The sequence below is a fragment of the Streptomyces sp. NPDC006193 genome, from assembly GCF_040613915.1.
Taxonomy (GTDB): domain Bacteria; phylum Actinomycetota; class Actinomycetes; order Streptomycetales; family Streptomycetaceae; genus Streptomyces.
The window spans coordinates 24359-37980 of record NZ_JBEXTB010000046.1 but is presented as its reverse complement, the minus strand read 5'-3'; the positions used below and the strand labels follow the sequence as shown (position 1 = coordinate 37980).

Here is a 13622-nt window from a genome sequence, read left to right as displayed (position 1 = left end):
GGGGGGGGGGGGGGGGGGGGGGGGGGGGGGGGGGGGGGGGGGGGGGGGGGCCCGGGGGGGGGGGGGGGGGGCCCCGCCGGCGTGGCTCATGCCGCTCGCGGCAGCGTCGGGGCCGGGTCCGCGTGGTGCGGGGAGCCGAGCACGCCCAGGTCGCCGAGGATCGCCGCCGCCGCCCGGTGGGCGGAGCGCAGGGCGCCCTGGACGGTGCTCGTGTCCCGGTGGTCGCCGCACACGTACAGGCCCGCCAGCAGCCGTACCGGCCGGCGCAGGTCGTGCGGCGGGCGCATCGCCGGGACCGCCTCCGGCGTGTGGTGCACGGCCAGCGTCTCCCAGCGGCGCGTCGAGGTGCCGTACAGCCGCGCGAGGTGGATGCGGACGGCGGTGTCCACGTCCTCGGGCGGGGCGCCCAGCACGGTCGAGGAGATCAGCACCCGGCCGGCCGGCGCCCGGCTCGGGTCCACGTTGCTCAGCACCGCCGTGTGCGCGACCGGACCGCCGCGGTCGGCGTCCAGCAGCAGCGAGGCGCCGGTCGGGAAGGCGGCCGCGGGGTCGTCGGTGGTGTGGTGCACCACCGTCACCGGGTGGAAGTCCGGGACCCTGAGCCCCGGCAGGAGCCGCGCCGCCGCGCGCGCGTCGGTCGCGAGCAGCACGGCCCGGCAGCGGATCTGCCCGTGCTCGGCGGTGGTGACCGTGGTCGTGGACACGGAGGTGACCCGCACCCCGGTGTGCACGGTGCCCGGCGGCAGCGTCCGGGCCAGCAGCTCGGGCAGGGCCTCCGCGCCGCCCTCCGGGACGCACAGCCCGCCGCTCGCGAAGGCGCGCAGCGCCAGGTCGGCGCACCGGCTGGAGGTGCTCAGCTCCGGGTCGCACAGCAGCGCGGCGAGCAGCGGGCGCAGGAAGCCGTCGAGGGTGCGGGCCGGCACCCCGCGCCGGGCGAGGGACAGGCCGGCCGGCATCTCGGGGCGGGCCAGGATGCGGTCGACGGGCGTGGCCGCGATCCGGCCGAGCGCGGCGCCCAGCCGGGCCTGGTCCACCGCGCCGCCGACCGGCGCGGCGGTCCGGCCGGGCGCGGCGGCCGGCCCCCTCGGGGTGCCGGCGAGAGCCCGCGCCACATGGAGAGCGCCGCGTGCGCCCCGCGCGCTCCCTGCGGGCGCCGGCGCGCCCGCGCGCTGCGTGCGGCCGTCGCGGTGCAGCAGGACGCCCGGCGCGAAGCGGCGCACGGCGAGGGCGTCCAGGCCCGGGGTGAGACGCAGTTCGGGGGAGGACGTGGACAGCAGCTGTCCGATGCGGTCGAGCCGGAAGCCGTCGACCTTCTCGGTCGACATGCGGCCGCCGACGTACGGGGCGGCCTCCAGGACCGCGGTCGTGATTCCTGCGCTGGTCAGCCGATGAGCCGCCGAGAGGCCGGCGATTCCGGCTCCCACGATGACGACGTCCACCTGGTACGCGGGCTCAAGCACGAGGCCCCTCCTGTGGTATGCGCGGCCGGTGGAGACGGCATGCCCCCAACTGGCTCCAGGGATACCCGAGTTCGGGTCGAGCGTAGGGCTGCATCCGGTCGGGAGGGGTCGCGCATCGACAGGGCACGGTCGCATGGAGGTCGCATACGGTCACTTTCGTTCGCCGGTGTTGCCGGACGGCTCACCCGGCCGCGCGGATCGCCTCCTCGATGCCCGGGAACGCGAACCGGAAGCCCGACTCCAGCAAGCGCCTCGGCACCACCCGCTGACTGCCCAGCACATCCCCGGCCATCTCCCCGAGCACCGCCCGCAGCACCGGATCGGGCACCGCGAACACCGCCGGCCGGTGCAGCACCCGCGCCATCGCCGCCGTGATCTCACGGTTCGTCAGCGGCTCGGGCGCCGTCAGGTTGAACGGCCCGGACAGCCCGTCGTCGTCGACGAGATGCCGGATCGCGGCGACCTCGTCGTGCAGCGCGATGTACGACCAGTACTGCCGCCCGTCGCCCAGCCGCCCCCCGAGTCCCGCCCGGAACAGCGGGAACAGCCGTCCCCAGGCCCCGCCGCCGCGGGCCACCACCAGCCCGGTGCGCAGGAACACCGTCCGCACCCCCGCCCGCCGGGCGGGCTCCGCCGCCTCCTCCCACTCCACGCACAGCGAGGGCAGGAAGCCGTCGCCCGGCGGCGCGTCCTCGTCCACCACCCGGTCGCCGGTGTCGCCGTAGAAGCCGATCGCGCTGCCGCACACGAACACCCGCGGGGGCGTCGGCAGCGCGGCCACCGCCTCGGCCAGCGCGGCCGTGCCCAGCACCCGGCTGTCCCGGATCAGCCGCTTGTACTCCGGGCTCCAGCGCCGGTCGCCGATGCCCGCCCCGGCCAGGTTGACCACCGCGTCGCAGCCGGCCAGCCCGGCCGCGTCGACGTGCCGCCGCCCGGGGTCCCAGCGGACCTCCTCCGCGTTCCGGGGCTCCCGGCGCACCAGGCGCACGACCCGGTGCCCGTCCGCGGCCAGAGACCGCACCAGAGCGCTGCCGATGAGACCGGACGCGCCGGCCACCGCGATACGGATACGTTCCATGCCCCCAGCATGACCGCCCGACCGCGCGCATGCGGTGGGACGCCCCGGCCGCCCGCCGTAGGGTGACCGTCATGCCCGAGCCGTACATACGCGTCGCCCTGCCCGGCGACGAGGAGCAGCTCTCCCTCCTCGACCGACTCACCTGGTCCGCGCTGCACGCCGTGACGCCGCAGCCGCGACCGCCCCACGCCCCCTTCTTCAGCGACCGGCACGGCCCGCAGGACTGCCTGGTCGCCGAACTCGACGGGCGTGTCGTCGGCTACGTCAACCTGGGCCGGCCGACGCCGCTCGCCTCCAACGCGCACGTACGGCAGATCCAGGGCCTCGCCGTGCACGAGGACGCCCGCGGCAGGGGCGTCGGCCGGGCCCTGGTCCGGGCCGCCGCCGAGGAGGCCCGCAGGCGCGGCGCGCGCCGCCTCACCCTGCGCGTGCTCGCCCACAACACCCCGGCGCGCAGGCTGTACGAGTCCGAGGGGTTCGCCGTCGAGGGAGTGCTGCCGGGGGAGTTCCTGGTGGCGGGGGAGTACGTCGACGACGTGTTCATGGGCCGCCCGCTGTGAGCCGTCGCGGACTCGTCAGGAACTGACCAGCTCGCCCGTGTCCACCGGCGCCGTCGCCGTGGCCGCGCGCCGGGCGTCGCCCGCCACCTCGTCCGCCGTCAGCACGTACCCCGTCTCGGCGTCCGAGGTGGAACGGGCGAAGACCACGCCGAACACCCGCCCGTCCGCGGCGAGCAGCGGACCGCCGGAGTTGCCCGGCCGCACCGTGGACCGGATCGAGTAGATCTCCCGGGTGACCGTCCGGTCGTTGTAGATGTCCCGGCCGGTGGCCCGCACCCGGTTCGCGACGGTCGCCGCCTGCAGGTCCAGGCCCCCGTCCTGCGGGTAGCCCGCCACCACCGCGGGGTCCCCGTGCGCCGCGGCGGTGTCGAACCGCAGCGCCGGCGCGCGCAGCCCCGGCACGTACAGCACCGCGACGTCCCGGCCGGAGTCGAACAGCACCACCCGCGCCGGGTACGGCCGCCCGACCCCGCCGACCCGCACGGTCGGGCGGTCGATGCCGGCCACCACGTGCGCGTTGGTCATCACGTGCCGCGGCGCGTACACGAACCCGCTGCCCTCGCGCCCCTCGGTGCCCGTGGCCCCCTCGATCTTCACCGTGCTCGCCTTGGCGGCGTCGGTCGCCGCCGGTGTCACGCTGTCCCCGGAGGGCCGGGCCACCCGGGCCGCCGACTCGTCCTCGAACGGGTTGAACACCTGCGGGAAACCCGCCTCGGTCAGCGCGGACGTGGCCCGCGAGAACCACCCGGGCGTGGTCTGCGGCATCGCCTGCTGGACCGCGCCCAGCAGCGTCGAGTCGCGGATCGCCGTCGTCAGCGTCTGCGACGGGGCCGCGCCCAGCACGCTCGCCGCCACCCAGGCCACGATCAGCACCGCCGCCGAGTTCGCCGCCGCGCCGCCCGCCCCGTCCGCCACCCGCAGCGGCCCCCGGTCCAGCTCGCCGCGCAGCCGCACCGCCGGCCGGCCCGCGAGCCGGAGCCCCGCCGTCGCCGGCGCCAGCACCGTCAGCAGGGCGAGCACCGTCGCCTCCGGCGTGCCCCGCTCGACCTGCCCCGTCACCCACGGCAGCAGCCACACCCCGGCCACGGCGCCGCCGACGAACCCGGCCAGGCAGACGCACCCGGCCACCAGCCCGCGGCGGTAACCGGCCACCGCGTAGACGACGATCACCAGCACCAGCAGCAGGTCGAGCAGATCCACGGAGCCGCCTTTCTCTCGGACCCCTGAGTACGGACGGGACGGGCCCGCTGATCAGCCGCGCGCGCATGCCGCCCACCGGGCGGAGCGACCGGCCGCGTACGGGTTCCGTCCGCAGAACGTCCCGGCCCGCGGCGATGGTTCCACCGGGTGGCGCAGCACACAGCGCGCACGGACCGGACGGGCCGCACGGGCCGGACCGGCCCGCGGCTCCCGGCGGCGGGCGGGGCCGCGCACCGTCACGGGCGGCGGGGCCGGTCTCACGCCTTGAACCGCTCCCAGAGCCTGGGGTACCGGGCGGCGAGCGCCCGCTCGTCCTCCAGGTCCAGCGGGTCGCCCGCGGGGTCGGCCGGCGGCGGGGCGACACCCAGGTCGGGCGCCACGGTGCCGGTCAGCTGCTCGTACGCCTCGTCCGCCGCGTAGCCCAGTTCCTCGCCGTCGCCGTCGACCTCCTCGTCGAAGTCGTCCAGCAGTCCGGCCAGGGAGTCCGGATCGTGCAGGGCGCCCTCGAAGACCTCGCGGCCCTGGCCGATCAGCCAGCACCGGAAGAAGTCGAACGCGTCGTCGCTGCACCCGTCCAGCAGCACCCAGGCGGCGCCCCACAGGTCCCAGCGGTAGGCGCGGTTGTACCGGGCCTCGAAGTGACGGGCGAAGTCCAGGACCAGCTCGGGCTCCAGCTGGAGCAGCCGGTCCACGAGCAGGTCGGCCTGCTCCTCGGGGTCGCCCCCGGCGGCCTCGCGGGTGGCGTCGATCAGCTCCCAGAACTCCGTCTCGTCCATCACGGCACCAGCATCGGGCCTGCGACGGCGGCCCGCACGCGGAGTGCCGCGGACCGTCACCGGGCCCGCGGGCGCCCGTACAGCGCGGCGAGCCGGGCCGCGTCCGCCGCGCACCGCTCCCGCAGACCCGCCGGGGCCAGCACCTCCGCCTCCGGCCCGAGCGCCCTGAGCTGGTCGTGCGCGACCTCCTCCGACTCCACCGGCAGCGTCACCGTGACCCAGCCCTCGGCGTCCGGCTCGCCCGCGCCGTCCAGCGCCTCCCGCGCGGCGAGCGGGTCGACGGCGTGCGGCAGTGCGCGCACACCGTCCGGGGACAGCCGGACGACCACCTCGGCGTGCAGGATGGAGCGCGCGAACCGCTCGGCGTGCTCCGCCCAGTGGCCGGGCAGGTCGAAGTCCGGGTCGCGGTCGAACCGCTCGCCGAGCGGGTCCACGGAGTCGAACCGGTCGATCCGGTACGTCCGGAAGACGCCGCGGCCCGCGACCCGCGCGCACAGGTACCAGACGCCCGCCTTCAGCACCAGCCCGTACGGCTCCAGCTCCCGTTCGACGGCCGAGTCCCCCCGCCGGTAGACGGCCCGGATCCGCCGGTCGTCCCAGACCGCCTCGGCGATCACGGGCAGCCGCGCGGGCGTCTCCGGCTCCCGGAACCAGGCGGGCGCGTCCAGGTGGAACCGCTGGGCCGCGGTGTCCGGGGCGTCCCGCAGGGAGGGCAGCAGCGCGGCGGACACCTTCAGCCGGGCCGCGGAGGCGGCGTCCTGGAGCCCCATCTCGCGCAGCGCGCCCGGCACCCCGCTCAGGAACAGCGCCTCGGCCTCGGTCCGGGCCAGCCCGGTCAGCCGGGTCCGGTACCCGCCGACCAGCCGGTACCCGCCGGCCCGCCCCCGGTCGGCGTAGACCGGCACCCCCGCCTCCGACAGCGCCTGCGCGTCCCGGGTGACCGTCCGCTCCGACACCTCCAGCTCCCGCGCGAGCTCGGCGGCCGTCATGGCGGGCCGGGACTGCAGGAGGAGCACCATCTTGATCAGCCGGGCGGCACGCATGCCCCCCATGATGCCGCGGTGCGCGGCAGCGGGGCCGGGCGCCCGACCCGCAGTGCCCGCCCACGCCGTCGCGGCCGGGCGCCGCCGCGGCGGGGGAGGGTCCCCGCCACGACGGCGCCCGGCCGCGATGGTGCGGTGCCGGGGCGCCGGACCCGCCGTCGCCCCGGCGGCCGCCTCACAGCCCGTACTTGTCCCGGGCCTCCTTGACCGCGGTGGCCTTGACCTCGCCGCGGCGGGCCAGCTGGGCCAGGGCCGCGACGACGATCGACGGGGCGTCGACGCCGAAGTGGCGGCGGGCGGCCTCACGGGTGTCCGACAGGCCGAAGCCGTCGGCGCCCAGCGAGGACCAGTCCTGCTCGACCCACTGCGCGATCTGGTCCGGGACCTGGCGCATGTAGTCGGACACGGCCAGCACCGGGCCCTCGGCGCCCTGCAGGGCCTGACGGACGTACGGCACCCGCTCCTCGCCGCGCAGCAGGGCCGCGTCGGCCTCGAGCGCGTCGCGGCGCAGCTCCGTCCAGGAGGTCGCGGACCACACGTCGGCGGCCACGCCCCACTCCTCGGCCAGCAGCTTCTGCGCCTGGAGCGCCCAGTGGATCGCGGTGCCCGAGCCCAGCAGCTGGATGCGCGGCGAGTCGGCGGCCACGGACAGGCCCGCGGACTCCGCCGTGTTGAAGCGGTACAGGCCCTTGACGATGCCCTCGTCGATGCCGAGGCCCTGCGGCTTGGCGGGCTGCGGCAGCGGCTCGTTGTAGACCGTCAGGTAGTAGAAGACGTCCTGGTCCTCGCCGGGCCTGGCCTCGCCGTACATCCGGCGCAGACCCTCGCGGACGATGACCGCGATCTCGTAGGCGAACGCCGGGTCGTACGTCAGCGCGGCCGGGTTGGTGGCGGCGATGAGCGGGGAGTGGCCGTCGGCGTGCTGCAGGCCCTCGCCCGTCAGGGTGGTGCGGCCGGCCGTCGCGCCGACGAGGAAGCCGCGGCCGAGCTGGTCGCCGAGCTGCCACATCTGGTCGGCCGTGCGCTGCCAGCCGAACATCGAGTAGAAGATGTAGAACGGGATCATCGGCTCGCCGTGCGTCGCGTACGACGTCGACGCGGCGATGAAGTCGGCCATCGAACCGGCCTCGGTGATCCCCTCGTTGAGGATCTGGCCGTTCGTCGCCTCCTTGTAGTACATCAGCTGGTCGCGGTCGACCGGCTCGTACGTCTGGCCCTTGGGCGAGTAGATGCCGAGGGACGGGAACAGCGACTCCATGCCGAAGGTGCGCGCCTCGTCGGGGACGATCGGCACCCAGCGCCTGCCGGTCTCCTTGTCGCGGACCAGGTCCTTGATCAGGCGGACGAAGGCCATGGTGGTGGCCACGTTCTGGGAGCCGGAGCCCTTGTCGAAGGACGCGAACGCCTTCTCCGCCGGAGCGGGCAGCGGCGCGACCGGGTGCACCCGGCGGGCCGGGGCCGGGCCGCCGAGGGCGGCGCGGCGCTCCTGGAGGTAGCGGACCTCGGGGGAGTCGGCGCCGGGGTGGCCGTAGGGCACCACGCCGTCGACGAAGTCGCTGTCCTTGATCGGCAGGTCGAGCCGGTCGCGCATCGCCTTGAACTCGTCCACCGTCAGCTTCTTCATCTGGTGGTTGGCGTTCTTCGAGGCGAAGCCCTCGCCGAGGGTGTGGCCCTTGACGGTCTGGGCCAGGATCACGGTCGGCGCGCCCTTGTGCTCGACGGCGGCCTTGTACGCGGCGTAGACCTTGCGGGCCTCGTGACCGCCGCGCGAGAAGTGGAAGCACTCGATGATCTTGTCGTCGCTCAGCAGCTTCGCCATCTCCGCGAGCGCCGGGTCCTTGCCGAAGAAGTCCTGGCGGATGTAGGCGGCGTCGCGGGTCTGGTACGTCTGGATCTGCGCGTCCGGCACCTCGCGCAGGCGGCGCACCAGCGCGCCCGTGGTGTCGAGGGCGAACAGCTCGTCCCAGGCGGAGCCCCACAGCGTCTTGACGACGTTCCAGCCGGCGCCGCGGAACTGGGCCTCCAGCTCCTGCACGATCTTGAAGTTGGCGCGGACCGGGCCGTCGAGGCGCTGCAGGTTGCAGTTGACGACGAAGGTGAGGTTGTCCAGCTCCTCACGGGCGGCGAGCGCGAGGGCCGCGGTCGACTCCGGCTCGTCCATCTCGCCGTCGCCGAGGAAGGCCCAGACGTGGGAGGCGGAGACGTCCTTGATGCCGCGGTTGGTGAGGTAGCGGTTGAAGCGCGCCTGGTAGATCGCGGAGAGCGGGCCGAGGCCCATCGACACCGTCGGGAACTCCCACAGCCAGGGCAGCCGGCGCGGGTGCGGGTACGAGGGCAGGCCGTTGCCGCCGGCCTCCTGGCGGAAGTTGTCCAGGTGGTGCTCGCCCAGCCGGCCGTCGAGGAAGGCGCGGGCGTAGATGCCGGGGGAGGCGTGGCCCTGGATGTAGAGCTGGTCGCCGGAGCCGTCCCCCTCCTTGCCCCGGAAGAAGTGGTTGAAGCCGGTCTCGTACAGCCAGGCCGCGGAGGCGAAGGTGGCGATGTGGCCGCCGACGCCGTACTTGGAGCCGCGGGTCACCATCGCGGCCGCGTTCCAGCGGTTCCACGCGGTGATCCGGGCCTCCATCTCCGGGTCGCCGGGCATCGCGGGCTCGGCGGCGGTCGGGATGGTGTTGACGTAGTCGGTCTCGAGGAGCTTCGGCAGCGCGATGCCGCCCGCCTCGGCGCGCTCCAGCGTGCGGCGCATCAGGTACGCGGCACGGTGCGGCCCGGCCTCCCTGGCCACGGCGTCCAGGGAGGCCTGCCACTCGGCGGTCTCCTCGGGGTCGCGGTCCGGGAGCTGGTCGAGCTCGCTCGGCTGGATGGCGTTGGGGTCGGTCATGTCGCCGCCTTCCTCAGTCGAAGGGGGTTCCCTCATGGGGTTCGGGGGTGCCCTAGGTCTTTGGCAGGACAGGGCTGTGGGACTTCGGTGGAAGTCCGTCGGCGACTGTAACTCCCTGATCGATGATCGATCAAAGGGTTGAGGGCCAAAACCTCTTGATTTGGAGAAAGTCGGCACCCGGTGCCTTCGAGGATGGCACCGGGTGACGTGGTTTTCCTTGCTTTCCGCAGCTGAGCGGGCAGCTGAGCGGCAGGATGCCCGTCTGTGTGGCCCGTCTGTGTCAGGCGCGCGGAGCGCAGCCGAGCACGTGCGCCTTCACCAGCTCGGCGATCCGCGGATCCCGGCGCTTGAACGCCTGCACCAGCTCCTCGTGCTCCTCCGCGTACGACTGCTGGACCGTGCCCAGCCAGCGGATGGACAGGGCCGTGAAGACCTCGATGCCCAGCCCCTCCCAGGTGTGCAGCAGCACCGCGTTGTGCGCCGCGCGGACGAGCTCGCGGTGGAAGCCGACCGTGTGCCGCACCTGTGCGGTGCCGTCGGCGTTGCGGTCGGCCTCGTACAGGGCCAGGACGTGCGGCTCCAGCGCCGAGCAGTCCTGCGCCAGGCGGTCCGCCGCGAGCTCCGCCGCGATGGCCTCCAGTCCGGCCCGCACCGGGTAGCTCTCCTCCAGGTCGGCCGCGGACAGGTTCCGTACCCGCACGCCCTTGTTGGGCGCCGACTCGATCAGCCGCAGGGACTCCAGCTCCCGCAGGGCCTCGCGCACCGGGGTCTGGCTGACCTCCAGCTCGGTGGCGATCCGGCGCTCCACGATGCGCTCGCCCGGCTGCCAGCGCCCGCTGACGATCCCCTCCACGATGTGCTCGCGGATCTGCTCGCGCAGCGAGTGGACGACGGGCGCGGTCATGAGGTGCTCCTCCCGGGGGCTGACGGTTAGACAATACGGCGGGTTCGCTCCGCGGGTAGGGCGCGTGGGGGCGCTTCGGCGCAGGTGAGACGAGGCGCACATGGGGTTTGAGACAGGCGCGGCCGGTCGGGCGGCGTCCCGCGCCCCGAACGCCGGCGCCCCTGCCCGGACGGTTCCGGACAGGGGCGCCGATGCGTCGCCTCGCGGCGGGCCGTTACAGGCCGAGCTCGACCTCGAACTCGCCCGCCTCCAGGATCGCCTTGACCGCCGTCAGGTAACGGGCCGCGTCGGCGCCGTCGACCAGGCGGTGGTCGTAGGACAGGGTCAGGTACGTCATGTCGCGGACGCCGATGACCGTGCCCTCCTCGGTCTCGATGACGGCCGGGCGCTTGACCGTGGCGCCGATGCCGAGGATCGCGACCTGGCCCGGCGGCACGATGATCGTGTCGAACAGCGCGCCGCGCGAACCGGTGTTGGAGATGGTGAAGGTCGCGCCGGACAGCTCGTCCGGGGTGATCTTGTTGGCGCGGACCTTGCCCGCCAGCTCCGCCGTGGCCTTGGCGATGCCCGCGATGTTGAGGTCGCCGGCGTTCTTGATGACCGGGGTCATCAGGCCCTTCTCGGAGTCCACCGCGATACCGATGTTCTCGGTGTCGAAGTAGGTGATGGTCCCCTCGGCCTCGTTGATCCGGGCGTTGATGACCGGGTGGGCCTTCAGCGCCTGGGCGGCGGCCTTGACGAAGAACGGCATCGGGGAGAGCTTGACGCCCTCGCGGGCCGCGAAGGCGTCCTTCGCCCGGGCACGCAGCTTCATCAGGCGGGTGACGTCGACCTCCACGACCGACGACAGCTGGGCCTGCTCGCGCAGCGCCTTGACCATGTTGTCGCCGATGACCTTGCGGATGCGGGTCATCTTGACGGTCTGGCCGCGCAGCGGGGAGACCTCGAGCGCCGGGGTCTTCCTGGCGGCGGCCGGGGCGGCGGCCGGAGCCGGGGCCGGGGCGGCCTTGGCGGCCTCGGCGGCGGCGATGACGTCCTGCTTGCGGATACGGCCGCCGACGCCGGTGCCCTTGACGGTGGACAGGTCGACGCCGTTCTCGGCGGCGAGCTTGCGCACCAGCGGGGTGACGTAGGCGCCCTCGTCGGTCGCCTGGGCGGCGGCGGGGGCCGGAGCCTGGGCGGCCGGGGCCGGGGCCGGGGCCGGGGCGGGCGCCGGAGCCGGAGCCTGCGGGGCGGCCGGGGCCGGCGCGGGGGCCGCCGCCTGCTGCGGAGCCGGAGCCGGAGCCGGAGCCTGGGCGGCCGGGGCCGGGGCCGGGGCGGGCGCCGGGGCGGGTGCGGGAGCAGGCGCGGGCGCGGGCGCCGGGGCGGGAGCGGGCGCCGGGGCCTCGGCGGGGGCCGGGGCGGCCGGAGCCGCGCCCGGGGCGCCGATGACGGCGAGCTTGGCGCCGACCTCGGCGGTCTCGTCCTCGTTCACCACGATCTCCAGCAGCACGCCGGAGGCGGGCGCCGGGATCTCGGTGTCGACCTTGTCCGTGGAGACCTCGAGCAGCGGCTCGTCGGCCTCGACGGAGTCGCCCACCGACTTCAGCCAGCGGGTGACCGTGCCCTCGGTGACGGACTCACCCAGCGCGGGCAGGACCACGTCGGTGCCCTCGGCGCCGGAGGCGCCAGAAGCGGCCTCGGCGGTCGGCGCCGGGGCGGGGGCGGCCTGCTCGGTGGAGGGGGCGGCCTGCGGGGCCGGCTCCGGGGCGGGGGCCTGCTCCTGGGCGGGGGCCTGCTCCGGGGCGGGGGCCGGGGCCGCGGCCTCGGCGGCGGCCGGGGCGTCGCCGGCCGCGGGGGCGCCGGAGCCGTCGTCGATGACGGCCAGCTCGGCGCCGACCTCGACGGTCTCGTCCTCGGCGACCTTGATGGAGGCCAGCACGCCGGAAGCGGGCGAGGGGATCTCGGTGTCGACCTTGTCGGTCGAGACCTCGAGCAGCGGCTCGTCGGCCTCGACGCGCTCGCCCTCCGCCTTCAGCCAGCGGGTGACAGTGCCCTCGGTGACGCTCTCGCCGAGCGCCGGAAGGGTTACGGAAACCGCCATGGTTTCGGTTGCTCCTAACGAATTACGGAAGTCTGTGTCGTCGCGCCCGTCGACCGAAGGCTCAGTCGTGGGAGTGCAGCGGCTTGCCGGCCAGGGCCAGGTGCGCCTCGCCCAGCGCCTCGTTCTGCGTCGGGTGGGCGTGGATGAGCTGGGCGACCTCGGCCGGCAGCGCCTCCCAGTTGTAGATCAGCTGCGCCTCGCCGACCTGCTCGCCCATGCGGTCGCCGACCATGTGGACGCCGACCACGGCACCGTCCTTGACCTGGACGAGCTTGATCTCGCCCGCGGTCTTGAGGATCTTGCTCCTGCCGTTGCCCGCCAGGTTGTACTTCAGGGCGACGACCTTGTCCGCGCCGTAGATCTCCTTGGCCTTGGCCTCGGTGATGCCGACGGAGGCGACCTCCGGGTGGCAGTACGTCACCCGCGGGACACCGTCGTAGTCGATCGGAACGACCTTCAGACCGGCCAGACGCTCCGCCACCAGGATGCCCTCGGCGAAGCCGACGTGCGCGAGCTGGAGCGTCGGGACGAGGTCGCCGACGGCGGAGATGGTCGGGACGTTGGTGCGCATGTACTCGTCGACGAGGACGTAGCCGCGGTCCATGGCGACCCCGGCCTCCTCGTAGCCCAGGCCCTGGGAGACCGGGCCGCGGCCGACGGCGACGAGGAGGACCTCGGCCTCGAACTCCTTGCCGTCCGCCAGGGTGACCTTCACACCGTCCTGGGTGTACTCGGCCTTCTGGAAGAAGGTGCCCAGGTTGAACTTGATGCCGCGCTTGCGGAACGCGCGCTCGAGGAGCTTGGAGGAGTTCTCGTCCTCGACCGGCACGAGGTGCTTCATGCCCTCGATGATCGTGACGTCGGTGCCGAAGGACTTCCACGCCGAGGCGAACTCGACACCGATGACACCGCCGCCCAGGATGATCGCGGACTTGGGCACGCGGTCCAGGACGAGGGCGTGGTCGGAGGAGATGATGCGGTCGCCGTCGATCTCCAGGCCCGGCAGCGACTTCGGCACGGAGCCGGTCGCCAGCAGGATGTGGCGGCCCTGGACGCGCTGGCCGTTGACGTCCACGGAGGTGGGGGAGGACAGCCGGCCCTCGCCCTCGATGTACGTCACCTTGCGGGAGGCGACGAGCCCCTGCAGACCCTTGTACAGGCCCGAGATGACCTCGTCCTTGTACTTGTGCACGCCCGCGATGTCGATGCCCTCGAAGGAGGCCTTGACGCCGAACTGCTCGCTCTCGCGGGCCTGGTCGGCGATCTCGCCCGCGTGCAGCAGGGCCTTGGTGGGGATGCAGCCCCGGTGCAGGCAGGTGCCGCCGACCTTGTCCTTCTCGATCAGGGCGACGTCCAGGCCCAGCTGGGCCCCGCGCAGGGCCGCGGCGTAACCACCGCTACCACCGCCGAGGATCACTAGGTCGAAAACGGTGCTGGCGTCGTTCGCCACGTCACGTCCTCCATGCATGTGCGCCGCACGCCGGACACCCTTGTCCCTGTGGGAGGTGACCGGCCGGTCGGCTGGTGTCCGGCCGCTTGATGCTTCGGCCCTTCGGTGGGGGCCCTGTCCTGCCGGGCTCCATCTTTGCACCTGTCGGACGCGATCGAGACGCCGGGCCGGGGTGTGAGACGTCCCACGT

General features: G+C 74.4%; 10 protein-coding genes. 1 reads left to right on the top strand and 9 read right to left on the bottom strand.

Annotation, left to right across the window (positions count from 1 at the left end):
• Positions 1 to 86 precede the first annotated feature (86 nt).
• A complete protein-coding gene (locus ABZ261_RS28335; RefSeq protein ID WP_356864002.1) occupies positions 87 to 1460 on the bottom strand; it encodes an NAD(P)/FAD-dependent oxidoreductase in 1374 nt (457 codons plus the stop codon).
• A 181-nt stretch (positions 1461 to 1641) separates the two neighbouring features.
• On the bottom strand, positions 1642 to 2538 hold the full coding sequence (locus tag ABZ261_RS28330) for a TIGR01777 family oxidoreductase (RefSeq protein ID WP_356864000.1): 897 nt from the start codon (positions 2536 to 2538) through the stop codon (positions 1642 to 1644).
• A 71-nt stretch (positions 2539 to 2609) separates the two neighbouring features.
• Between ABZ261_RS28330 and ABZ261_RS28325 the strand changes: the two genes are divergently transcribed.
• On the top strand, positions 2610 to 3098 hold the full coding sequence (locus ABZ261_RS28325) for a GNAT family N-acetyltransferase (RefSeq protein WP_356863998.1): 489 nt from the start codon (positions 2610 to 2612) through the stop codon (positions 3096 to 3098).
• Positions 3099 to 3113: 15 nt separating this feature from the next.
• Here ABZ261_RS28325 and ABZ261_RS28320 read toward each other — a convergent pair whose 3' ends face one another.
• The 7 genes from ABZ261_RS28320 to lpdA form a co-directional block, all read right to left on the bottom strand.
• On the bottom strand, positions 3114 to 4298 hold the full coding sequence (locus ABZ261_RS28320) for a MarP family serine protease (protein ID WP_356863996.1): 1185 nt from the start codon (positions 4296 to 4298) through the stop codon (positions 3114 to 3116).
• Between the two features lie 257 nt (positions 4299 to 4555).
• Positions 4556 to 5074, bottom strand: a complete 519-nt coding sequence (locus ABZ261_RS28315) for a DUF4240 domain-containing protein (RefSeq protein WP_356864006.1) — start codon at positions 5072 to 5074, stop codon at positions 4556 to 4558.
• A gap of 56 nt (positions 5075 to 5130) precedes the next feature.
• Positions 5131 to 6117, bottom strand: coding sequence for a WYL domain-containing protein (locus ABZ261_RS28310; RefSeq protein WP_356863994.1), 987 nt, complete (start codon positions 6115 to 6117; stop codon positions 5131 to 5133).
• 175 nt (positions 6118 to 6292) lie between these two features.
• On the bottom strand, positions 6293 to 8995 hold the full coding sequence (gene aceE / locus ABZ261_RS28305) for a pyruvate dehydrogenase (acetyl-transferring), homodimeric type (protein WP_356863992.1): 2703 nt from the start codon (positions 8993 to 8995) through the stop codon (positions 6293 to 6295).
• Between the two features lie 280 nt (positions 8996 to 9275).
• The gene (locus ABZ261_RS28300) at positions 9276 to 9899 is read right to left on the bottom strand and encodes a GntR family transcriptional regulator (protein ID WP_356863990.1); all 624 of its coding nucleotides are present in this window, start codon (positions 9897 to 9899) and stop codon (positions 9276 to 9278) included.
• Between the two features lie 214 nt (positions 9900 to 10113).
• Positions 10114 to 11982 carry a 2-oxoglutarate dehydrogenase, E2 component, dihydrolipoamide succinyltransferase gene (gene sucB, locus ABZ261_RS28295; RefSeq protein ID WP_356863988.1) on the bottom strand — a complete coding sequence of 623 codons (1869 nt, stop codon included), beginning with the start codon at positions 11980 to 11982 and terminating at the stop codon, positions 10114 to 10116.
• Positions 11983 to 12043: 61 nt separating this feature from the next.
• Positions 12044 to 13432 carry a dihydrolipoyl dehydrogenase gene (gene lpdA / locus ABZ261_RS28290; protein ID WP_356863986.1) on the bottom strand — a complete coding sequence of 463 codons (1389 nt, stop codon included), beginning with the start codon at positions 13430 to 13432 and terminating at the stop codon, positions 12044 to 12046.
• Between the last annotated feature and the right edge of the window lie 190 nt (positions 13433 to 13622).